Origin of the sequence: Gemella bergeri ATCC 700627, assembly GCF_000469465.1 — a bacterium.
GTDB lineage: Bacteria > Bacillota > Bacilli > Staphylococcales > Gemellaceae > Gemella > Gemella bergeri.
This window is the reverse complement of record NZ_KI271789.1, coordinates 1-24,113: the sequence shown is the minus strand read 5'-3', so window position 1 is coordinate 24,113 and position 24,113 is coordinate 1. Positions and strand designations below refer to the sequence as shown.

General features: G+C 29.1%; 21 protein-coding genes and 1 pseudogene. 19 read left to right on the top strand and 3 right to left on the bottom strand.

Annotation, left to right across the window (positions count from 1 at the left end):
• Positions 1 to 96: 96 nt before the first annotated feature.
• From HMPREF1983_RS00145 to HMPREF1983_RS00100, 10 genes are all read left to right on the top strand, one after another.
• A complete protein-coding gene (locus HMPREF1983_RS00145; protein ID WP_021752232.1) occupies positions 97 to 279 on the top strand; it encodes a hypothetical protein in 183 nt (60 codons plus the stop codon).
• Between the two features lie 30 nt (positions 280 to 309).
• Complete coding sequence (locus HMPREF1983_RS00140) at positions 310 to 1,932, top strand: putative polysaccharide biosynthesis protein (protein ID WP_021752231.1); 1,623 nt, start codon at positions 310 to 312, stop codon at positions 1,930 to 1,932.
• Positions 1,932 to 2,639, top strand: coding sequence for a pseudouridine synthase (locus HMPREF1983_RS00135; RefSeq protein ID WP_021752230.1), 708 nt, complete (start codon positions 1,932 to 1,934; stop codon positions 2,637 to 2,639). Before HMPREF1983_RS00140 ends, HMPREF1983_RS00135 begins: the two co-directional genes overlap by 1 nt.
• 17 nt (positions 2,640 to 2,656) lie before the next feature.
• Positions 2,657 to 4,054, top strand: a complete 1,398-nt coding sequence (gene pepV, locus HMPREF1983_RS00130) for a dipeptidase PepV (protein ID WP_040460688.1) — start codon at positions 2,657 to 2,659, stop codon at positions 4,052 to 4,054.
• Positions 4,055 to 4,277: 223 nt separating this feature from the next.
• The gene (locus HMPREF1983_RS00125) at positions 4,278 to 5,054 is read left to right on the top strand and encodes a phosphotransferase family protein (RefSeq protein ID WP_040460687.1); all 777 of its coding nucleotides are present in this window, start codon (positions 4,278 to 4,280) and stop codon (positions 5,052 to 5,054) included.
• Positions 5,055 to 5,178: 124 nt separating this feature from the next.
• Positions 5,179 to 5,946: a TIGR01457 family HAD-type hydrolase gene (locus tag HMPREF1983_RS00120; RefSeq protein WP_021752227.1), complete on the top strand. Its 768-nt coding sequence runs from the start codon at positions 5,179 to 5,181 to the stop codon at positions 5,944 to 5,946.
• Between the two features lie 19 nt (positions 5,947 to 5,965).
• Positions 5,966 to 6,727 (top strand): type I methionyl aminopeptidase, encoded by a 762-nt coding sequence (gene map, locus HMPREF1983_RS00115; RefSeq protein WP_021752226.1) that lies wholly within the window; start codon positions 5,966 to 5,968, stop codon positions 6,725 to 6,727.
• 151 nt (positions 6,728 to 6,878) lie between these two features.
• Positions 6,879 to 8,930, top strand: a complete 2,052-nt coding sequence (gene topA / locus HMPREF1983_RS00110) for a type I DNA topoisomerase (RefSeq protein WP_021752225.1) — start codon at positions 6,879 to 6,881, stop codon at positions 8,928 to 8,930.
• Positions 8,931 to 9,453: 523 nt separating this feature from the next.
• The gene (brnQ, locus tag HMPREF1983_RS00105; protein WP_040460686.1) at positions 9,454 to 10,782 is read left to right on the top strand and encodes a branched-chain amino acid transport system II carrier protein; all 1,329 of its coding nucleotides are present in this window, start codon (positions 9,454 to 9,456) and stop codon (positions 10,780 to 10,782) included.
• Positions 10,783 to 10,918: 136 nt separating this feature from the next.
• Positions 10,919 to 11,713: a formate/nitrite transporter family protein gene (locus tag HMPREF1983_RS00100; RefSeq protein ID WP_021752223.1), complete on the top strand. Its 795-nt coding sequence runs from the start codon at positions 10,919 to 10,921 to the stop codon at positions 11,711 to 11,713.
• 75 nt (positions 11,714 to 11,788) lie between these two features.
• Here HMPREF1983_RS00100 and HMPREF1983_RS00095 read toward each other — a convergent pair whose 3' ends face one another.
• Positions 11,789 to 12,868: a branched-chain amino acid aminotransferase gene (locus HMPREF1983_RS00095; RefSeq protein ID WP_021752222.1), complete on the bottom strand. Its 1,080-nt coding sequence runs from the start codon at positions 12,866 to 12,868 to the stop codon at positions 11,789 to 11,791.
• Between the two features lie 276 nt (positions 12,869 to 13,144).
• On the opposite strand from HMPREF1983_RS00095, the gene HMPREF1983_RS00090 reads away from it, so the two are divergent.
• From HMPREF1983_RS00090 to HMPREF1983_RS00060, 7 genes and pseudogenes are all read left to right on the top strand, one after another.
• Positions 13,145 to 14,323 (top strand): aminotransferase class I/II-fold pyridoxal phosphate-dependent enzyme, encoded by a 1,179-nt coding sequence (locus HMPREF1983_RS00090; RefSeq protein WP_021752221.1) that lies wholly within the window; start codon positions 13,145 to 13,147, stop codon positions 14,321 to 14,323.
• 13 nt (positions 14,324 to 14,336) lie between these two features.
• The gene (gene tmk, locus HMPREF1983_RS00085) at positions 14,337 to 14,966 is read left to right on the top strand and encodes a dTMP kinase (protein WP_021752220.1); all 630 of its coding nucleotides are present in this window, start codon (positions 14,337 to 14,339) and stop codon (positions 14,964 to 14,966) included.
• Entirely contained in the window at positions 14,950 to 15,795 is an 846-nt protein-coding gene (locus HMPREF1983_RS00080) for a DNA polymerase III, delta' subunit domain protein (RefSeq protein ID WP_021752219.1), read from the top strand. Before tmk ends, HMPREF1983_RS00080 begins: the two co-directional genes overlap by 17 nt.
• Before the next feature lies 1 nt (position 15,796).
• Entirely contained in the window at positions 15,797 to 16,528 is a 732-nt protein-coding gene (locus HMPREF1983_RS00075) for a tRNA1(Val) (adenine(37)-N6)-methyltransferase (RefSeq protein WP_021752218.1), read from the top strand.
• Positions 16,521 to 16,764 (top strand): annotated as a pseudogene (locus HMPREF1983_RS00070) (GIY-YIG nuclease family protein); the annotation flags it as partial. The gene HMPREF1983_RS00075 and the pseudogene HMPREF1983_RS00070, both read left to right, overlap by 8 nt.
• A 64-nt stretch (positions 16,765 to 16,828) precedes the next feature.
• Positions 16,829 to 17,662, top strand: coding sequence for a 16S rRNA (cytidine(1402)-2'-O)-methyltransferase (gene rsmI / locus HMPREF1983_RS00065; RefSeq protein WP_021752215.1), 834 nt, complete (start codon positions 16,829 to 16,831; stop codon positions 17,660 to 17,662).
• On the top strand, positions 17,646 to 17,972 hold the full coding sequence (locus tag HMPREF1983_RS00060) for a hypothetical protein (protein WP_021752214.1): 327 nt from the start codon (positions 17,646 to 17,648) through the stop codon (positions 17,970 to 17,972). Before rsmI ends, HMPREF1983_RS00060 begins: the two co-directional genes overlap by 17 nt.
• A 26-nt stretch (positions 17,973 to 17,998) precedes the next feature.
• On the opposite strand, the gene HMPREF1983_RS00055 is transcribed toward HMPREF1983_RS00060, so the two are convergent.
• Together HMPREF1983_RS00055 and trkA are read right to left on the bottom strand one after the other, a co-directional pair.
• Complete coding sequence (locus HMPREF1983_RS00055; RefSeq protein ID WP_021752213.1) at positions 17,999 to 19,459, bottom strand: TrkH family potassium uptake protein; 1,461 nt, start codon at positions 19,457 to 19,459, stop codon at positions 17,999 to 18,001.
• 14 nt (positions 19,460 to 19,473) lie between these two features.
• Positions 19,474 to 20,844: a Trk system potassium transporter TrkA gene (trkA, locus tag HMPREF1983_RS00050; RefSeq protein WP_021752212.1), complete on the bottom strand. Its 1,371-nt coding sequence runs from the start codon at positions 20,842 to 20,844 to the stop codon at positions 19,474 to 19,476.
• A gap of 255 nt (positions 20,845 to 21,099) precedes the next feature.
• On the opposite strand from trkA, the gene dnaG reads away from it, so the two are divergent.
• Both dnaG and rpoD read left to right on the top strand, forming a co-directional pair.
• Positions 21,100 to 22,893 carry a DNA primase gene (gene dnaG / locus HMPREF1983_RS00045; protein WP_021752211.1) on the top strand — a complete coding sequence of 598 codons (1,794 nt, stop codon included), beginning with the start codon at positions 21,100 to 21,102 and terminating at the stop codon, positions 22,891 to 22,893.
• Between the two features lie 10 nt (positions 22,894 to 22,903).
• On the top strand, positions 22,904 to 23,989 hold the full coding sequence (rpoD, locus tag HMPREF1983_RS00040; RefSeq protein WP_021752210.1) for an RNA polymerase sigma factor RpoD: 1,086 nt from the start codon (positions 22,904 to 22,906) through the stop codon (positions 23,987 to 23,989).
• Positions 23,990 to 24,113: the final 124 nt, after the last annotated feature.

The following is a 24,113-nucleotide window of genomic DNA, read 5'->3' as shown; positions in this document are numbered from 1 at the left end:
ATAGTTTGTAAGAATTTTATTTATTTTTGCTATTTAAAAAATATGTAAATCATGATAAAATAACTATATAACATTAGATATGAAAGGAATTAAACTATGGCGATATTTATGTCTATTATAGTGTTTATTGTTTCTTTTGTTTTATTATTAGGAGCTTATATTTTATTGGTTGCTAATAATAAAATTAAAAAAAGAAGAATGGACAAAGTGTTAAGGTTAGTGGCGGCATATAGTTTGGCTGCAGCCTTAGTTTATTTTTATCAATATTTATACTTATAGTATTTTATAATTAAATAATAAAGTTTGGATGTGGAAAATTTGAAAAAAGACTCCTTGTTTAAAGGAACAGCTTTGTTAAGTATTAGTTTACTTCTAACTAAAATTTTAGGTGCGGTGTACTTAATACCGTTTTACCAAATAATTGGCGGCGAAGAACAGATGGCTTTATTTAATTATGGATACAGCTATTATGTAACAATATTAGAAATTTCTTCAGCCGGTACCCCGTTAGCTATTGCAAAGTTAGTGGCTAAATATAATGCACTAGGTGCTTATGATGTTAGTAAAAGAATAGTAAAATTAGGTTCTATTTTATTAATAATTATGGGAGTTATCGGTTTTTCTGTTCTGTTTTTCGGTTCAGGTTATATTTCAGAACAAATATTAATTAGCAGTCAACAAAAATTTACTCCGACAGACGGAGCATTGGTTTTAAAAAGTTTGAGTTTTGCTATTCCTATTGTTCTCGTATCAGCCGGGGTTCGTGGTTTGTTTCAAGGGCATGAAATTATGTTGCCGTCAGCAATCAGCCAATTTATTGAACAGGTTATGAGAATTGTATTTATGCTTGTTGCTACGTATATTGTAATAAAAATTTTAAATCAGGGTATTGTAATCGGTAATGTAGCGGCGACATTTTCGGCAACAATTGGAGCAATATTCTCGGTTTTAACATTAGTATATTTTTACAAAAAATATAGCGGTGGATTGGAATATAATACAAAGACTAATTTAGTGGAGCTAAATATTTCGACGAAAGATTTAGTAAAAGAATTTTTCTCTGTATCAATTCCGTTTATTTTTATTGTTGGTTTGTTTCCAATCTTAAATATAATAGATCAGCATAATTTTATACATGGTATGACAATTTTAGGAAAAGCAGATATAGTTGACGGAAGATTTTCAGCTTTGCAATTGGTAAATAAAGTTGTTATGATAGCTGTTGCTATAGCACCGGCTTTTTCCAGCACTTTTTTGCCCTCAATAACCAGATTATATGCGAAAGGTGAAAAAGAGGGTGTTAGTAATCAGATCAATAAAGTAATTTTATCACTTATGATGATTGTTTTGCCGGCATTAGTCGGGATGTATATATTAGCTGATCCACTATATGCCACCTTTTATAGTAGAAGTATAATTAATGCGGAACTTTTAAGATTTTATTTACCGTTGGCAGTTTTATTTTCATTATATAGTTTAACAAGTGTTATTATGCAAGCGGTTAATAGACAAGTTATAAATTTAGTAACGATAGCAGTTGGTTTTGCGGTAAAATATTTTACAATAACACCTTTTGTAATTAGGTTTGAGACAAACGGAGTTATTCTTTCGTCAATTTCAACATATGTTGTAATGATACTGATAAATGTAGTAGTGATAAACTTAGAGGTCAGACTTAAAGCAAAAGAATTTGTTGGGAAATTTTTAATTCTTATTTGCAGTTGCTTTATAATGTTTATAGTAGTTGCTGCTGTTTATTCGGCGATTATACAGAATTTTACTTTGGAATCAAAACTGTCAAGTATGATACTTATGGTAATTTGTGCTGTAATAGGGGCAAGTACATATTTTTATTGTGTAACTAAAATGAAATTTGTTAAATATTTATTTGGAAAAAATATTTCACTTAAATCACTAAGGAGAATTAGATAGTGAGATTTGATAAATTTATCAGTGTTACTACTGGTTTAAGCAGGGCAGTAGCAAAAAAAGAAATTAAAAAAGGAATTTTAGTAAATAACGAAATTATTAAGTCAATAGACTTTAAAATTAATGAAAATCATGATATAGTAATATTTAATGGTAAACGATTACTTTATCAAAAATATATTTATATTATGATGAATAAACCAGAAGATGTAATTTCAGCTACAGAGGATAGAGATAGTAAAACGGTAGTTGATTTATTAAATGATAATGATAAAATATATAATCCTCATCCTGTAGGAAGACTGGATAAAGATACCGTAGGGTTGATGTTTTTAACAAATGATGGTGAACTTACACATAAGCTAATATCACCTAAAAAGGATATTAAGAAAAAATATTATCTTGAGGTAGATGGGTTTTTAAAAGAAAGTGCAGTGGAAATTGCAAAAAAAGGTATTATTCTTGAAGATGGATATAGATGTAAGAGTGCGGTGTTAGAAGTATTGAGTTCTAAGCAAGAAAAAAGTACAGCTTACATTAGCATTACTGAAGGAAAATTTCATCAGATAAAAAGAATGATGAAGTCTTTAGGTGTAAATATAACTTACTTAAAACGCATATCAATAGGAACCTTAATTTTAGATGATAATTTAAAATTAGGAGAATATAGATATTTAACAGATAAGGAAATAAAAAATTTAAAAAAATAATTATGGAGGGATATGTTATGAATATCAATTTTATAGAAGAGGTACAAAAACATAAGGAGGAATTACTAAAGGATTTATTTGATTTACTAAGCGTTAGATCAATTTTAGGAACAGATGTAACGGATGAGACTCCTTTTGGAAGTGGACCAAGAAAGGCATTAGATAAGATTTTATCTTTTGGTGAACGTGATGGTTACAAAACTAAACTAGTTGAAAATAAAGCCGGTCATATTGAAGCAGGTAATGGGGAAGAATTGTTCGGTATTTTAGGACACGTTGACGTAGTGCCGGTGGTAGAAGAAGATTGGATTAGCCATCCTTTTAAACCGGAAATTAGAGAAGGTAAATTATTTGCACGTGGTGCTTTAGATGATAAAGGACCTACTATGGCAGCTTACTATGCTATTAAATTATTGGATAAACTAGGGGTTAAATGGAACAAACGTGTTCGCCTAATTATTGGTAGTGACGAAGAAACAGGTTTCAGATGTGTTAAATCGTATTTTGAACACGAGGAACAACCTGCTACCGGATTTACTCCGGATGCAATGTATCCACTGGTTTATGCTGAGAAAGCACGTGCAACATTTGATTATAAATTAAACTTTAAAGATGAAGTGAACAGTTATGATTATAAGTTGTTAAACTTTGAAGGCGGTCAAGTTCCAAATATGGTAGTTGCTAGTGCTAAAGCTGTATTAGAAGGTGATGTTCGTGATATAAAAGAAAAATTTGAAAAATTCTTGGCGGCTGAAAAGTTGGATGGAACTGTAAGCGTAAAAGAAAATATAGAGTTAGAACTTAAAGGTAAAGCTGCTCATGGTTCAACACCGCAATTAGGTATTAACGGAGCAACTAAATTAGCAGAGTTTCTAAATATGTTAAATTTAGATGTGAATGGCAAAAATTTCGTAAGTTTTATTACAGAAAAATTAGCTAATGATCCGTTTGGGGAACGTTTAGGTTTGAAATACGAAGATGACGAAATGGGAACAGCAACTTATAACTATGGTATTGTAAAATATAATGCTGCTGAAAAAGTAGGTTTTGCTTCTACGGATAGCAGATATCCTAAAAACTTTAATTTAGTTGATAAATTAAATAATTTAAAAATAGATAATATAACTCTTGAAATAACAAGTACAAAAGAGGCACATTATGTATCTAAAGATGATGAATTAGTGACAACGTTGGTTGATGTATATAGAAAATATACCGGTGATAAAGAAAACGACGCCTTTGTTTTAGGTGGTGGTACATATGCACGTTGTCTTAAAAAAGGTGTTGCATTTGGTGCATTACTACCCGGAAGACAAGACACAATGCACCAAGCAAATGAGTTCATCTTGGTAGATGACTTATTACTTTCAACTGCTATTTATGCTGAAGGAATATACAGACTTTGTTGTGAATAATTTTTTCTATTAAAATATTTATAGTAAAAAATATTTATAGTTATAAAAATAAGTAAATTTTATGTTCTCAAAGATATTTTTTATTAATTACATAATTTGTAATTAAAATATCTTTGAGAATTTTAATTTTTTACACAAAATATTACCTTGAAAAATTCTATTAAAGATTGTAAAATAAATAGTGCGTTATAGTTAGTAAAAAAATTTAGAAAGGAGCAGTATGATGTCTAAAGAATATTATCAAATGGGTTGGACTTTAGATGAGCATTACGAAGACGATTATTTTTTTTCAAGAGACAACCATAATTATTTTATAAAGAAAAATACTACTCCGATGATAGCTACTCTTTCGGCAGAAGGGATAGTTCCTAAATTAAGATGGACTAAAAGAATTAGTAATGGTGATGTGCTTATAGCACAGGATTTTGAAAATGGTCGGACATTAAAACGTTCTGATATGACCGATAAACGTATTCCGAAAATTTTAAAAAAGGTTCATACTTCTATTAAACTAAGAAAAATTATGCAGGCACAAGGTTATAAAAAAGAAACCGCACTTAGTTCGTTGAATAATTTGAAATCTTTAATTAATAGTGAACTTAGAAAAAACAACAATATCACAAATGCACTTAATTATTTGGAAAATAATATTCCGGATGATAACGTTCGATATGCTCCGTGTCATACCGACTTAAATAAAGATAATTGGTTATTATCGGATAATGGAAAATTATTTTTAGTTGATTGGGAACATTCGATATTAGGTGATCCTGCGATAGATATTTCTTATATATTATATAAGTATATTCCACAAGATAATTGGAGTGAGTGGCTTGATATTTATGGAGAAAAGCCGACTTTAAAGTATAGAAATAGATTAAAGTGGTATATAACTTTTCAATCGCTTATTATGATTGTTTGGTATCATGAAAAAAGACAGTTAGCTGAGATGAATTCGTGGCTAGTCTTTTTAGATAGTATTTTTAATAAATTTATTTAGCATTAATTTGGAAAAACAGAATTAATGCTTTTATTTTTTTTATAATCATTGTACAATAGTAGTTAGTTATTTGTGGATATACCTAAAATTATTCAAAGTAAAATTAAAAATAGTGGTGAATAAAATGAAAATAAAAAAGTATAAATTGTATCTTATTGATTTGGATGGTACTATTTACAATGGAAGTAAAAAAATTAAGTATGCTAAAGAATTCGTTGCTTATCTCAATAAAAATAATATTGACTATTTGTTTTTAACAAATAATTCCACGAAAGAACCTAAAGATGTTGTTAAAAAATTAGAAAAGTTTGATGTAGAAACAACAGAAGAACACATTTTCACTTCAAGTGAGGCTACTAAGAAATATTTAAGACAAAAAGGCTACAAAATGATATACATTATTGGAGAAAAGGGGCTTGTAGATACCTTATGTGATTTTGAACAAGTTAGTTCCAAGAATAAAATTGAAGCCGTGGTAGTTGGTCTTGATAGAAAATTGACCTATGAAAAATTATCTATTGCCTGTCAGGCTATTCTTAATGGTGCTGAATTAATCGGAACAAATCCGGATACTTTACTTCCAACAGCTGATGGTTTTATTCCAAGTAATGGCGGTCAGGTAAAATTTTTAGAGTATGCTACGGGTACGGTAGCTACAATAATAGGAAAACCCAGTAAAATAATTATGGATAGTGCTATGAGTTTATTTAATTATAAAAAAAGTGATATAACCATGATTGGCGATAATTATTCTACTGATATTATGTCCGGTATTAATAGCGGTGTGGATACGATACATGTTCAAACCGGTGTTACAAGTTTAAAAGAATTAAAAGAAAAAGAAATTCAACCAACATATACGATAAAAAATTTATCAAAATTAATAGATTAGATGTAAGGAGTATATTGTAATGATAATTAAAACAGAAGAACAATTACAAAAAATGAAAGAGATAGGTTTTATTTGTGCAACGATACGTGACGAAATGAAGAAAAAGGCGATTCCGGGGGTAAATACCAAAGAACTGGATAATATTGCGAAAGAATTATTTGAAAAATATGGTGCAAAATCTGCTCCAATAACAGAATATGATTTTCCGGGGTATACTTGTATTTCTTTAAATCACCAAGCTGCACATGGTATTCCGTCGGCAACAAAAATTTTAAAAGATGGAGATTTATTAAATATAGATGTATCCGGATGTAAAGACGGATATTATGCTGACACCGGGGTTTCTTTTGTGGTTGGTAAAGTTGATGACAAGATGAAAGAAAAAGTCTGTGAGGTAGCTCAAGAGGCATTTTATGAAGGCATAAAACACGCTAAAGCAGGGGCAAAAATAAACCAAATCGGCAAAAATATTCATAAAAAAATAAAAGAACACAAGTTACAGGTTATAGAAAATTTAACCGGACATGGAATTGGAACATCTCTTCATCAAGAACCACAACATGTATTTAATTATTTTGATCCATGGGATAATTTAATTTTAAAAAATGGAATGTGTTTAGCTGTAGAGCCATTTGTTTCAACAAAAGCACGTACAGTAGAAAACAGTGATAAAGATGATTGGGAACTGATAACAACAGATAATTCTTATGTTGCACAATATGAACACACAATAGTTATCAGAGAAAATCAGGAACCATTAATATTAACTAAAATTGATTAATTATAGCAAAGAGTGGTTGTTATATCGTAAATTTTATTAATTTTGTAATTTATATGTTAGCTGTTTTATCATATATGAAATATAAAAATTTGACAAAAATAAAAAAATGTTTTAAGATACTACTTATTAAAAAAGTTATGGAGAGTAATAAATGTCAGAAAATTTAGTTATAGTCGAATCTCCTTCAAAGGCAAAAACGATAGAAAAATATCTAGGAAAAAAATATAAAGTAATTTCATCAAAAGGACATGTCAGAGATTTACCTAAAAGTAGAATGGGAGTTGAAGTATTAGACAACGGAAATGTTGAGGTTGATTATATTTCTATTCGTGGTAAAGGGGATGTTATAAAAAATTTGAAAAAAGAAGCAAAAGGTAAAAAAGTATTCCTAGCTTCCGATCCCGATAGAGAAGGAGAAGCAATAGCGTGGCATATTGCATATATTTTGGGATTAGATAATAATGATGATAACAGAATAGTATTTAATGAAATAACAAAAGATGCAGTTAAAGAGGCAATAAAGCATCCGAGAAAAATCAATACAGATTTGGTTCAATCACAACAAGCAAGACGTATTTTGGATAGATTGGTTGGATATAACATTTCTCCGGTTTTATGGAAAAAGGTAAAACCTAAGCTATCAGCAGGGAGAGTGCAAAATGCGGCATTAAAATTGATTGTAGATAGAGAAGAGGAAATACTAAACTTTAAACCGGAAGAATATTGGTCAATGCCGATAGACTTTATAAAAGATAGAAAAATTCTTACTGCAAATTTTTATTCATATAAAAATGAAAGAATAAAATTAGAAAATAAAAATATTGTTGATACTATAAAAAAAGCAATAAAAGGTGAAACTTTTAAAGTAGTTGATGTGACAAAATCTAAGAAAAACAGAAATTCTCCTAATATTTATATTACATCAACAATGCAGCAAGATGCTTCAAGAAAACTAAATTTCAAAACCAGAAAAACAATGAGTGTTGCTCAAGAGTTATATGAGGGTATTAATTTAAAAAAATTTGGTGGAGTAACGGGGCTTATCACATATATGAGAACCGACTCTACACGTGTATCAGATGAAGCGGTCGCAAGTGCAAATGATTTTATTTTAACCAATTACGGAAAAGAATATATTTTAGCTACTGCTAAATCAAAAAAAGCAAGCAAAAATGTTCAAGATGCACATGAAGGTATTAGACCTACAAATATAGATTATACTCCGGATATAATAAAAGATTACTTATCAAAGGATCAATATAAATTATATAAACTTATATGGGAACGTTTTATTGCAAGTAGAATGAGTGCGGCCGTCTATGAAATGAATGTTACAACATTTGAGAATAATAACGTTGTTTATAAAGGTACTCACTCTAATTTGATATTTAACGGTTTTTTAGCGGTACTAAAAGAGAAAGAAAAGGTGAAAATTGCACCGAAGTTTGAAGTAGGGGAAAATGCTAAAATAAAAGAAATAAAAGAGGAACAACACTTTACTCAACCACCTGCACGTTATTCAGAAGCCAAACTTATTGCGACATTGGAAGAATTAGGCATAGGTAGACCTTCAACTTATGCGACAATAGTAGAAACTTTGCAAAAAAGATACTATGTAAAACTTCAAAATAAAGTTTTTACGCCAACAGAACTGGGAACCATTGTTAGCAAGATAACAGAACAATATTTTCCGGATATTATTAATACACAATTTACCGCTAATTTGGAAAATCAACTTGATAGTATAGCTGAAGGAAAAGTAACATGGAAAAAAACTATTTCTGATTTTTATTCCGGATTTAGCAAAGATGTTAAAAAAGCTGAACGTGAAATGGAAAAAGTAGAAATTAAACAGGAATTTACAGGAGAAAACTGCCCTGATTGCGGGGCACCGCTAGTCTATAAATTAGGGAAATTCGGTAAATTTATAGCATGTTCCAACTTTCCGGAATGTAGATATACAGGAACTATACAGAAAAAAATTGGTGTAACTTGTCCGAAATGTCATAATCATGATATATTAGAGAAAAAATCAAAAAAAGGGAAAGTATTTTATGGTTGTGAAGGTTTTCCAGAGTGCGATTTTGTATCATGGGATAAACCTATTAATAGATTCTGTCCAAAATGTAATAACATTTTATATGAAAATAAAAAAGGTGTAACTTGTGCTAACTGTGATTATAGAGAAGAAATAAAAAAATAAAAAGGATTATATAATAATGGGTGTATAATAATTAGTGTGGATAAGAAAAAACCATACTAATTATTTTTTAATTTTTTTAGAATATAAAATATGAAAAAGTAATAAAATCAGAATAAACTAAGAAGAAAAATATTTATAGTAGGTATTATAGGATTTAACATATTATATAGAAATTTGAGTTTAAAAACTTATCTAATTTGTATCTACTAAGTAGGAGCTGAAGATGACAATCGCTTTTTTAACATAATGGTTTTCCACTATAAACTAAATATTATTTCTTTAATTTTTTAGAGGTAGAAAAAATGAAATCTTCTATAATTTATATATCGTAAGATTTTTGTTATTTGTCGATAAATTTTATAGTAAAAATTAATTAGTAGTTATTTAATTTTAATTTTTCAGAAAATTTAAACGATTTTATGATAAAATAATCATTATTTTTCAAAAATATTATTGACAAAAACTAATAAATGTATTAATGTATATATACAAGGTTTTAAAAAAAGATTATGGAGGAAATGGAATGCTTAAATTTTTAAAAAGAAACCCATATATTTCTATCGGACTTATGTTATTTGCATTATTTTTTGGAGCAGGGAATTTAATATTTCCGGCGTTTTTAGGTCAGAATTCAGGAGAACACTTGCCTATTGCGATGATTGGGTTTATTATAATGGGAGTGGGATTACCTCTACTTGGAGTTTTAGTTATGGGTTATTCAGGCGCTCAAGATTTATTGGAATTATCTAGCAGAGCAGGGAAAACATTTGGTATATTATTTACTACGTTATTATATTTAACTATTGGCCCATTTTTTGCAATTCCCAGAACAGGAACTACTACTTTTGAATTAGGTTTATCGAGTTTTATACCGGCAAACTATACAATATATGTACAGGCAATATTTTTAGCTTTGTTTATGGGGGCAACGTTATGGCTTGCTATTAATCCTAATAAACTTGTTGATAGAATAGGGACAATGATTACACCGGTTTTATTATTATCTATGATTATTTTAATAATTGCATCACTGGTAAAACCAATGGGAAGTTATCAAGCTCCAACACAAACATACGCAACAAATGGTTTGGCATTTACCAGCGGTTTAATGGAAGGATATAATACTATGGATGCTTTAGCTTCGTTGGTATTTGGAATTATTGTTATTAATGCCGTAAAATTATATGGAGCAAAAACAAAAGAAGAAGTGGCAAAAAACACTTTAAAATCTGCACTAATTGCTGCGCTTTTATTAGCGTTGGTATATATCTTTATTTCAAATATCGGTGCTACATCAGTAACGGTTTTAGGATTACAAAAAACAGGAGCAGGAGTTCTAACGGGGGCAACAACATATTACTTCGGTAATGTAGGAAAAGTGCTATTGTTTATTATTGTGTTGTTGGCTTGTTTAACAACAAGTGTAGGATTGGTAACGGCGTGTTCAACATATTTCAATAAATTATACCCTAAAATTGACTATAAAGTATATGCAATAATACTAACAGTATTTTCATTTGCGATTGGTAATTACGGTTTGGCAGCGATTATTAAAGGGGCAGTTCCGGTATTGGTATTATTGTATCCACTAACTATGGTATTGATAGCATTAGGATTTTTAAATAATCTATTCGGTGGGAAAAAAATTGTTTATGCAAGTACAGCATTATTAACAGGACTTTTTAGTTTATATACAACAGTAACTTCAACTATAGGGACTTCTGTACCGGTTATTGACAATTTTTTAGTAAAATTCTTACCAATTCAAGGAGATTTTGCATGGATTAATTTTGCGATATTAGGATTCATTTTAGGAATATTATTAAACTTAATAAAAAAAGAAAGTAAATAGTAAAAAAGATAATCTAAAGTTAAAATTTAATTTTAGATTATCTTTTATTGTTTTAATAACTTATTATAAAACAGATTGAAAAAACTACTTTAATGTTGTATAATGGCTATAGTTAAAAAATAAGGAGAAAAATATTATGGCAGAAGCTATGCACACAAAGGCTTATTTAGAGCCACAAGAATTATACGAATACACTAGTAAAAAAGGAGTTATGAAAGCCACCGGTAGCCTAAAATATATGTTAAGTTTAGGATTTTTAGGTGGAGCATTTATTGCAGTGGGATATTTAGCTTATCTTAGAGTAGCCGGTTCTATACCTCATGAATGGGCGGGGTTAGGTGTTTTATTAGGTGCTGCTGTTTTCCCAATTGGACTTATTTGTATTCTGGTTGGTGGAGGAGAACTGATTACCAGTAATATGATGGCAGTGACATTGGCATTTTTTAATAAAAAAGTAAGTTTAAAACTTCTTGTGAAAAATTTAATTATAATAACCCTTGCTAATTTAGTAGGAGCAGTCTTCGTTGCATATTTTTTAGGACATGTTACAGGACTTACCGAAGGGGTAATTTTTGAAAAAACTTTAGTCACAGCAGAAGCAAAAATTAATTCAACATTTTGGCAAGGTATATTTTCAGGTATTGGTTGTAACTGGCTAGTTGGAATGGGTGCATGGTTATCATTCTGTGCTAAAGATGTCAGTGGGAAAATACTTGGAACATGGTTTCCAATAATGACTTTTGTAGCTGTTGGCTTTCAGCACGTCGTTGCTAACATGTTTGTAATACCGGCTGCAATGTTTGGTGGTGCAAATATTACATTTGCACAGTTTGCCGAAAATATGGGAGTTATTTTCTTAGGGAATTTCCTAGGTGGAGCAATTTTAGTAGCAGGACTTTATACATTAGCATATAAGAAAAAAACAAATTAAAATTTTTAAAATAACAGATGAAACTACAAAAATAAAGAAGGAAACTAGTTGTTTTAGTTTCCTTCTTTGTACTTTTTATTCTTCTACTTTAGTAACCCAACCGAAAGTGTCTTCCACTTTTCCAAGCTGAATACCTGTTAATTGTTCATAGACTTTAGTAGTCCATTCACCGGCTTCAGTAGTTATTTCTAATTTTTTAGTACCGTCAAACAGTTCTCCTACGGGGGCGATAACTGCTGCTGTCCCAGATAGAAATACTTCTTCAAGTTTTCCGTTATCATATGCCTCATATACTTCTGTTAGTGCAAGTTTTCTTTCTTCAACAGTTTCACCTAAAGAACGTAACAGTTTAATCACTGAATCACGAGTAATACCCGGTAAAATAGAACCATTTAGTTCAGGTGTAATAAATTTGCCGTCGATTTTGAAAAAGATGTTCATAGCTCCACCTTCTTCGATGTATTTTTGCTCAACACCGTCTAACCACAATGATTGAGAATATCCGAGTTTTTGTGCTTTTGCCTGTCCTTTTAACGAACCGGCATAATTTCCTGCAGTTTTTGCAAAGCCGAAACCACCACGAACTGCACGAACATATTCATTTTCTACGAAGATTTTATTTGGTTGTAAACCGGATTTAAAGTAACTTCCCGATGGTGACAACATAATAATGAATTTTACTTTATTATTAGGATGAACACCTAGCGCTTCTTCGGCACCAAACATAAGCGGTCTGATATAAAGAGATGTCCCTTCTGATTTAGGAATCCATTCTTTATCAATTTGCAATAATTTTTTTAGAGCAGTTAAGGCGAACTCTTCATCAAGTTTCGGTAGGGCAATACGATCGGCAGAATTATTAAGACGTTTGAAGTTTTCTTCAGGTCTAAATAATACCGGTTCACCATTTGCAATATATGCTTTCATACCCTCGAAGATGCTTTGACCGTAGTGCAAAGTATTTAGTGCAGGTGAGATAGCTAGCGGTCCATAGGGGACGATTTTAGGATTATGCCAGCTGCGTTTCGTGTCCCAATCCATTACAAACATATGGTCGGTAAAAATTTGTCCGAAGCCTAGTTTATCATCAGGTGTTTTTTCTTTCGGATTGGTAGTAAGATTTAACTCAATATCATTTACTGTTAATTTGTTCATAAAATTGCTCCTTCATATGTTCTATGTTTTAAAAAATAATAAATAATTACTTATTTTCTATCATTATAATACTAATGAAAAAATATTGCAATAGTTTTTTTAAATTTTCTGAATATTAAAAGTAGGTTGAAAGTTTTTTAAGTATTAAATATAAAATTTTATTTTAAACTGAAAATTTTATAAAAATGATTTTAGTATAGGATATTATTTGAATTTTAATTTTCTATGAAATATGTTAAAATGAATAGTATAAAATATGGAGAGAGGTAAGAAATTATGGAAATAAAAAAGTCGTTAGAAAATAAGTTTAATACATCACTTGCGAATTTAACAGGATCTCCGATAAGAGAGTTTGATAGATTTGCTTCAACAATAGACGGTATTATAAAATTAACGTTGGGGGAGCCGGATTTTAATACCGCAGAAGAAGTTAAAGAAGCTGCAAAAAATGCTTTAGATAATAACAGAACGCATTATTCTGTAAATAACGGTATTGTAGAACTAAGAACTGCATGGGCAAAAAATTTAAAAAATAAATTCGGATTGAACTATTCACCTGATGAAGTTATTGTTACGATAGGGGCATCTGCGGCTATAGAACATACAATATCTGCGATAACTAATGAGGGAGATACTATTCTAGTTGTAACACCATATTTTTCTGCTTATGAGGGTGTAGGTATTTTAAATAAATGCAATATTAAATTCATAGATACTGTTGATAATGGATTTAAGTTGACACCAAAACAATTGGACAAAGTTTTATCGGAAAATTCTGATGCTAAAGCTTTGTTAATTAACTATCCGAATAATCCGAGCGGTGTATCTTATACTAGAGATGAAGTTGAAGCGATAGCAAATGTTTTGAAAAAATATGATATTTTTGTAGTGAGTGATGAAATTTATGGGGATATAACATATAACTATAAACATACTTCATTAGCTACATTTATTCCGGAGCAGACAGTATTAATCAGTGGATTATCAAAATCTCATGCTATGACAGGGTGGCGTGTAGGCTTTATTGCAGCACCGGAAGCTATGATTAAAAAAATCGGTGTTTTCCATTTATTTACCGTATCAGGGGCAGCGACATTTATTCAAGATGCAGCAGTAGAAGCATTGGAGAATGCAGAGGTGGAAAAATATAATCAACACATGATAGAAACTTATCGTGAAAGAAAAGATTATATGGTTCCAAAACTTCGTGAATTAGGCTTTGAAATTCCGGAAATAGAGGGTGCATTTTATATTTTTGCAAAAATTCCTGAACAATATAGTGGTTTAGGAGCAATGGATTTTTGCAAGTTGTTAGCAAAAGAAGCCAAAGTTGGCGTAATTCCGGGAACCGCATTCGGTTCAGCGTATAATGATTATTTTAGAATAAGTTATGCAACAAGTATTGAGAATATAAAAGAAGCTGTAGAGAGAATAACAAAATTTATTAATAAATAGAAAGGTACAATTAATGAAAGGAAAATTCATAACGGTAGAAGGGACAGATGGTTCCGGAAAAACTACCTTTTTACAATTTATAACGAAATACTTAGTGAATAAAGGATATAAAGTTGTCTTAACTAGAGAACCCGGTGGAACAGAGTTTAGTGAAAAAGTAAGAGAATTATTATTTGACAGCAATAATAGAATAGATGCTAAAACAGAAAGTTTGCTATTTTGTGCGAGTCGTCGTGATCATATTATAAATAAGATAATACCGTATATTGAAAAAGGGTATATAGTTATTTGTGACCGATTTGTAGATAGTTCCATTGCATATCAATCTTATGGTCGGGGACTAAAGAAGATTGATATAATGAATATAAATAAGTATACAACAGATGGTTTAGAACCAGATTTGACCATATATTTCAGCGTAGATGTAAAAATAGGTTTAAATCGAACAAAAAATAGAGATAATAATAATCGTATGGATTTAGAAGAATTATCATTTTATGAACGTGTAAAACAAGGTTATGATGAACTTTCGTTAGAGTATAATAAAAGGATAAAAACTATAGACGCTAATAAGCCTTACAATATTGTAGAAAAAGAGGCGTTAGAAGTAGTAGAAGGATTTTTAAATGATGGAGATATTTAAAAAAGATGCTATTTCATTAAAATCAGTAGAAAATGCTTTAAAAAATAATAAACTATCCCATGCCTATCTTGTTATAGGTAAGGATAGTTTATATTCTGATAAATTTGTTATTCAGTTTGTTAAAGCAATTTTTTGTTTGAATAATAATGAAAAAAGTTTTTATAGTTGTGAAAATTGTAGAAATTGCAGAAATATTGATAACGGTAATTATATTGATTTTTATAAAATAAATAGTGAAGAATCTACAATAAAAAAAGAAGAAATTCAAAAACTAAAATCAGAATTAGCAATAAAATCTTTTTACGGTAAAAAAGTATATTGGATAAAAGATATTGAAAAAATGAGTCCGCAAGCTGCAAATAGTATTTTAAAATTTTTAGAAGAACCGGAAGAAAATATTATTGCAATACTTAGTTGCAAAAATCTTAGTGCGATTTTACCAACTATTACATCGCGTTGTCAGCATATTCGACTTGTTGGATCTTGTGAAGATGAAAATAGTGATTTTTCTGAGTTTGAAAGTATAATAAATACGTTTATATTGAAGTATAAGAAAAATAAACATTTAGCTAATCTATATATGTTTGAAAAATTTAAAACAAAAGATGAAATCACTAATTTTTTTGATTTTTTATCAATTTTTATCAGTAATTTATATCCACAAATGGCAGCAGAAGATGATATAAAGAATATTGGTAAAATTCAAGAAAGTGTTTTGCAGGCAAAAGCCGACATAAGTTTAAATGTTTCAGCTATGCTGGTTTTGGAAAAATTCCTTTTTTCTTTGCTATTAAACAATCAAAAAATAGAATTATTATATAGAGGGTAGTATGGAAAAAAATTTAAGATTGGACAACGTTTCAAAAAATTTTAAAATTTTTCAGCAAAAAGATTATTACAGTATGTCAACAGATTCATTTTTACTCCCTTATTTTTCCAATGTACCACTTAGTGAAAAGAAAAATATTATAGAACTTTGTAGTGGGAACGGTGGCATTTCTGTTATTTTACGTGAACGAAGTAGAGCCTGTATAGAAATGTTGGAGATACAGGAGAATTTGGTTGAACTAACTAAGAAAAGTTTAGAATACAATAATTTAACAAATATTCATGTTCAAAACGGTGATATAAAAGAGGTAAAATCACTGTATAATCCGTCGTCATTTGATTACGTCATATGCAACCCGCCATATTTTCCGGTTGAAATTATGCCGAAAAAACGTGAAAAATTTAATCATAATATCTCTCGACATGAATTACTATGTAATTTAACAGATGTTGTTACTGCTATTAAATATTTATTAAAGCAAAACGGAAAGTTTAGTCTTGTTCATAGGACTTACAGAATTGCCGATATAATATCTGAATGTTCAAAAGTTGGGCTTTCTATTAAAAGAATAAGGTTTGTTTACAGTAAAAAATCCAGTGAAGGTAGTAAAATGGTTTTAGTAGAAGGCAGTATATCAGCTGTGAATGATATAAAAGTAGAGCAACCCCTATATATTTATAACGAAGACGGGACGTATACTAACGAGATGAAGAAGGTGTATGGTATTGACTAAAAGTTTTATGTATGTTGTAAAATGTTCTGATAATACGTTGTATGCCGGGTATACCACGAATATACTAAGAAGATTAGAAGTACATAATGCAAAAAAAGGTGCAAAGTACACAAAATCTAGGCTACCGGTTATACTGAAATATCTATGAAGAATTTTTGACAAAAAGTGAAGCAATAAAAAGAGAATATGCTTTTAAACAACTAAAAAAAGAAAATAAACTAGCATATATTCAAGAAAATTTAACACAAGAAAAGAAAATTTATATAAAAGAAATTAATGCTAAACTAAAGGAGAAAAATAATGCTGTATTTAGTACCAACACCAATAGGAAATCTTGAAGATATAACTTTAAGAGCATTAAAGGTATTGAAAGAAGTGGATATTATAGCTTGTGAAGATACTAGAAATACACAAAAGCTTTTAACTCATTATAAAATATTAAGTAAAAAATTAATTAGTTATCATGAACATAATGAAGATAAAATGAGTGAGAAAATAGTTGAATATCTTAAAGATAGAAAAAGTGTTGCATTAGTTACCGATGCTGGAATGCCCTGTATTTCAGATCCGGGTTATATATTGGTAAAAAAAGTCAGAGAATTAGGCTTAAAAGTTGTAGCACTTCCCGGCGCTAATGCAGGACTTACAGCATTAATATCTAGCGGATTAGAGTCTTACAATTATACTTTTTATGGTTTTTTACCACGAAAAACTAAAGAATTAAAAGAAAAATTAAATTTTATTTTAAAAAGTAGAGCAACAGGAATAGTATATGAATCTCCACACAGAATAATTAATTTGATAGAAAATATAGTTGCTCTTGACGAATTAAGAGAAATTTCAATAGTAAGAGAATTAACTAAAATGTTTGAACAAATAGAGACAAAATCGGCAAGAGAAATCCTTATTATGCTTAAAAATAGTGAAATAAAAACTAAAGGAGAGTTTGTTGTAATAATATCTCCAAACAAAAAAGAAGAATTAAAGAAAATTAATTTAGAAAATTTAGTAGATATTATTTATAATAAAGTAAAAAATGGAGAAAAAAAATCTGAAGCGATAAAAAGTACTGCGAAAGAATTTAATATAAATAAAAAAGAGGTGTATAATTTATACCATGAAAAATATGATTAGCCTTTTTATAATTAATATTCTTATAATTTTAACGTTAGTGACTTCTTATTATAATAGTTATTTTTACATTGTTCTTTCAATTTTGATAATAATTAATATAGTGGTAATTTATTTAAAAACTACTGAACTTGATAAAAATGAACAAAAGAAAAAAATTATGCTCCATAAAGTAAAAAATTCATTATCAGTCATATTGGGGTATTCAGAAGCACATAATGATAATCTTATAACAAAAAAAGAACTGGACGAAAAAATAAATGATGAAATAGAAAATATAGTAACAATAATAAAAGATGAAATTTATAAGTAGAAACTCATGAATTTCATCTTTTTATATTATTTTTTAATAGTATGGCGTTTTCTCCATGTTTTAGAAGAAAACAGTACAATTAACGGTATAAGTTCAAGTCTTCCTAAAAGCATTGAAATTGATAAAACAATTTTAGTAAAATATGGTACAGAAGAAAAATTATTTAACGGACCGTAGTTATTAAATGCGGGGCCGGCATTACTTATAGTGGTTACTACTAAAGAAATAGCATCTTGGAAATCATTTATTTGAATACTGGTAATTAGTAATAAGAATACAAAAATAAAACTATAAAGTAATAAATAGTTTGCTAATGGGTTAGTATCTTTTATTATTTTTCCGTCAATTTTAATTGAAATTATTTTTTTAGGACTTAATGCCTTGCTGATTGAGTTTTTTGCATTTTTAACAAAAAATATAAAACGAGGAATTTTTATTCCGCCGGCAGTTCCCCCGGCACATCCACCAACAATCATTAAAAGTAGTATAATCATTTTAGAAAATGTCGGCCATATATCAAAGTTGTTATAGGTAAAACCGGTTGTAGATACTACCGATGATACGGTGAAAAATACATCTAATAAACTATGATATGGTGTATCATATGAACGATAAATATCTAAGAATATAATCACAGACGTTAATGCTACTAATCCTAAGAACCAAAGTAATTCTTCACTCTTTAATGCTTTAAAAAATTTTTTAAAGATTACGAAGTAAATAATATTTAAATTCATAGAAAAAATAAGCATAAAAACAGCTACAACGACAGTAACATATGTGCTGTTATAGTAAGCGATTCCGGAATTTTTTATACTAAAACCTCCGGTGCCAGCAGTAGAAAATGCAATATTTAAACTATCAAATACTCCAACATTGCCAATTAAAAGCAAAACAAACAAAATAACTGTTAAAGCTATGTAAATACTGTATAAATAGATTGCGGTTTGTTTTATTGAAGAAACTACTTTACCAAAATAAGGTCCGGGAATTTCCGCTTTTGCTATGTGAATGTTATGTGGAGAACGTGGTAAAATAGCAAGTGCAAAAACTATAACCCCCATACCCCCGATAAAGTGAGTAAAACTTCTCCATAATAGAATACTTTTATCTAATTTTTCAATATCAGGTAAAATAGTGGAACCGGTAGTTGTAAAACCGCTGACCGTTTCAAATAAACTATCTATATAATTTGGAATTTCACCTGAAAAATAGAAAGGTAATGCTCCGAATATAGAAAAAATAATCCAAGTAAGAGTAACTATAACAAAACCTTCACGATTATAAAAATCTCTATCTCTTTCTCCATCGGTAAAGTAATCAATAACAAAGTAAAAAATATAACAAAGTACCGCAACTGCTAAAAAAGATAGCAAGGTACTTTGACGTTCTTTATAAATAAGAGAAACGAAAATCGGAAGCATAAGTAATGCTGAAAGTAACTTAAACATTTTTCCTACTACATGGAAAATCATTTTATAATTCATTATTTTCTCCTCTCTTATTTAATTAAAATATCATCAATATGTTCAATTTTCTGTTTGTAGCAAATGACAATAACATTATCATTTAATTTGATTTCATCTTCACCATTAGGGAATATTTGTTTATTATTCCTTACAATAAAGGGAATTAAGATATTATTATTAAGTTTTAAATCTTTTAGTTTTGTTCCAATAACTTTTAAATTACTATCACTAATTTTAAATTCAATAAGTTCGACTTGATTATTTGCAATTCGATAAAAATTTTCTATATCGGAACTTTTACTGCATTGTAAAGATTTACTATATTTTGAAATTACATTTCCAATTATTTCTTTTGGGGTTATATAAGAATATTGTCCAATATCTTCGGCAATTTGTTTAAGAGAGGCTCTGTTGACTTTAGCGATTGATTTTTTTATTCCCAGTTTATCAGCATAAAGATTGATAATAATATTTTCTTCATCAAGACCGGTTAGAGAAATACAACTATCAAAAGTTTGAATGCCTTCTTCTATCAGAGTATCACGATCACTACCGTCAGCCCAAATAACATCAACATTTGGATAAGTTTCACTAAGTGAGATAGCTTTTTCTTTATTAATTTCTATTACTTTTGTGTAAAAGTTGGCTTTTTCTAAAAATTTAATAAGATAGTAGGCAATTTTTCCACCACCGATAATAAGAGCGGAAGATAATTTATTGTCAATATTCTCTTTATTACCAAGAAGTTTATAGAATTTTTTTAAATTTTTATTATCTGCTGTAATATGGACTTTATCCCCAACTTCAAAAATATAATCACCACGTGGGACAAAGACTAATCCTTTTCTTTCTACTAAACAAACTAATGAAGGGAAAGTAATAATTTCTTTACTATCTATAAGAGAAACACCATTTAGAAGACTGTTCTCATTGATAACAACTTCTAATATGTTGAATTTATTACAAGAAAAACTTTCAACCTTTGTTGCAGAAGGATATTTTAACATATTAAAAATTTGCTTAGCAGCTTCATATTCAGGATTAACAACAAGGTCAATTCCAAGAGAAGATTTTAAAAATTCTTTCGTTTTGGAGTATTCCGGATTTCTTATTCTGGCAATAGTGTACTTTGCACCCATTTGTTTGGCAGTAATGCAAGAAATAATATTTATTTCATCACTAGCTGTAACAGAAATAAACATATCTGCCATGTTTGTTCCTGCTTCTTGAAGTATATCATAATTAGCACCGTTACCAAGTAAACCTTGAATGTCATGTGCTTCAACTAATTTTTCTACTCTTTTCTCATTTGTATCTATGAGAGTAACTTCTCTAAAAGTGTCAGAAAAGTCGGCACACAGAAGCTCACCAACTTTTCCACCACCAACAATAATAGCTTTCACAAATAAAACTCCTTTTTCTTTTATAACAATATTATAAATATATTATAAAAGAAAGTCAATTTAGGACAGTTTTTATTGTAAATATTTTTAATAATAAAATTATTTTGAAAATAGAACAAATTTCTAAATAGGTTATTTTAAACAATATGAATTAAGTTATATCTTAATTTGAGAATTTGTGGTATAATTATAAAAGGGAAATTTTATCGCTTTTTCATATAGTTGATAATTTTAGATTATTAGAGGAGGAGTAAAGTGGGGAAAATTTCTAAACAAGATATAGATTATATTTTTGAGAATATAGATATAGTAAATTTGGTTAGCGAGTACATAAAATTAGAAAAACGTGGGCAAAATTATATAGGTTTATGCCCATTTCATAATGAAAAAACACCTTCTTTTACGGTATCTCCCGATAAACAGATTGCTCACTGTTTCGGTTGCGGTAAGGGTGGAAATATTTTCCAATTTTTATCGCTCATTGAAAATATTACATATAATCAAGCAGTAGTTAAATTAGGAACAAGATTAGGACTAAATTTAGAGTCAAATGAATCAAAAGATATAAGTTATAATTTAACGGACGATTTGGATATAATGTATTATGGACATTTGCTACTTGCAGATTATTATAATTATATTCTTTTAAATACCAAAGAGGCGGAAGATGCTTTAAATTACTTAATAAATAGGGGATTAACTTTGGAAACAATAAAGTATTTTAACTTAGGATACGCCCCAAAAAGTAATAATATAGCATTAAATTTTTTTACTTCTAATAATTTATCGTTAGATATAATGGTGGAAGCGGGATTGCTTGGAAAAAACGAAAATAATAATTATTATGATGTTTTCAGAGATAGGATAATGTTTCCTATAAAAAATAATCAAAATCAAGTGGTTGCCTTTTCCGGAAGAACCATGTCAGAAGATAAAGAAATAGCTAAGTATTATAACACTCAAGAAACAAAAATATTTGAAAAACGAACAGTCCTTTATAATTTTTCCGATGCCAGACCTTTTATAGCAAAAGAGAAAGAAATATTACTTTGTGAAGGATACATGGACGTAATTAAAGCACATCAAGGCGGTATAAAAAATGCCATTGCTTTAATGGGAACAAATCTCGACAATAATAAATTGGAAGAAATACTGACATTAGTTGACAAAATAACGCTTGGTCTTGATAATGATTCAGCAGGAAGTAAAGCACAAATAGAATTGGGTAACAGGATAGTAGAAAGAACGGATAATATTTTTAAATTAAAATTTTCCGGAGCAAAAGATTTAGATGAATTTTTAACACAAAAAAGTAAAAATAATAAAGATTTTGATGTTCAAAATTATTTTAAAAATAATAAAGAACATTTTATAACCTTTAAAGTTGACTATTGTGAAGCAGAATCAAAAACAAATATTGAGAAAAAGATAAACTATAAAAATGAAATACTGAAAAATATTTCCTACATAGAAGATGAATCATTAAAATATATACTTTTAAATTATTTAGCAAAAAAATTCGGCATAGAACGTCAAATTCTTGTTAAAGAGTTGCATCAGACAAAGTCAATAAGAAAAAAAGAAGTATTTAGACAGTGGCAGTTACCACAAGATAAGTCGCAAATATTTAATAATATAAATTATGATAAGAAAATGTGTAAGTTGTTTAAATATTTTTTTAAAAGTCGGCTTCTTTTTATAGAAAACTATGAACAGTTAGAAGATTGTGAATTCAAACATCATTCATTTGAAAAATTATTAGATTATTTAATAATTTATTATAATAATAATTTTGAGTTTTATATTCATAAATTTATTCATAGTATTGATGATGAAGAGACGATTCAGTTGGCAACATATATTGATGAAACAGATTTTTTAATAGAGGAAAATCCAAATAACGAAGTGGTTAATGATTATATAAATCATTTTAAAAAGCGTGAAGTTAATATTGATGAGTTAAAGGAATTATTAAAAATAGCTATCCAAGAAATGGATATAGAAACACAAAAAAGTTTATTGGAACAGTTAAAAAAATACAAAAAATAAGGAGAAGGGCATGGCTAAAAAGATAAAAGATTTTGAAACCATAAAAAAAGAGTTTATAGAAAAAGGTAAAAAGCAAGGTGAACTTGCACAAGAAGAAATAGTAGATGCTTTATCTAAATTGGACATTTCTTCTGATGTAATAGATGATTTTTACGAAGAATTAAATCGTGAGGATATTATTTTAATAAATGCAAATCACCAAGATGCTGAAGAAGAGGAAATAGATTTAGAAGATTTATCTGTTCCAGCCGGTATAAGAACAAATGATCCTGTTAGAATGTATTTAAAAGAAATAGGGAAAGTGCCGTTATTATCAAAAGAAAAAGAATTAGAATTATCTAAAATTATAGAAAGTGGAACTGAGGACGAAAAAGAACAGGCAAAAAAAGATTTAGCTGAGGCAAATTTACGTTTAGTGGTAAGTATAGCTAAACGATATGTAGGGCGAGGAATGTTGTTTTTAGATTTAATCCAAGAGGGGAATATGGGGTTAATCAAAGCTGTAGAGAAATTTGACTATTCAAAAGGGTTTAAGTTCAGTACATATGCAACTTGGTGGATCAGACAAGCGATTACACGTGCAATAGCCGATCAAGCGAGAACAATTCGTATTCCGGTACACATGGTGGAAACAATCAATCGTTTAATTAGAGTACAAAGACAGCTACTTCAAGATTTAGGGCGTGAACCTAAACCCGAAGAAATAGCCAAAAAAATGAATATGACACCGGAAAAAGTTAGAGAAATTTTAAAAATTGCTCAAGAACCTGTGTCATTAGAAACGCCTATAGGAGAAGAAGATGATTCTCACTTAGGAGATTTTATTGAAGATAAAGAGGCGCAATCACCGGTAGAACATGCAGCAAATGAATTGTTAAAAGAGCAGCTTGAAGAAATTTTGGAAACATTAACAGATAGAGAAGAAAATGTTCTTAAACTTCGTTTCGGTTTAAAAGATGGAAAAACTCATACGTTAGAAGAAGTGGGGAGTGCCTTTGGTGTAACTCGTGAGCGTATTCGTCAAATTGAGGCAAAAGCAATAAGAAAGTTAAAACATCCATCTAAATTAAATAAATTAAAAGGTTTTATGGAATAACCTTTTTAAACGTTGGTATAATAAGGTTTTTATATTAAAGGAATTGAATTACGCGCATTGTGCGGGCAAAAGAAAATTAAATGTAAAAATCATATTGATAAGTTGTAAAATAAAGTGCAACAGT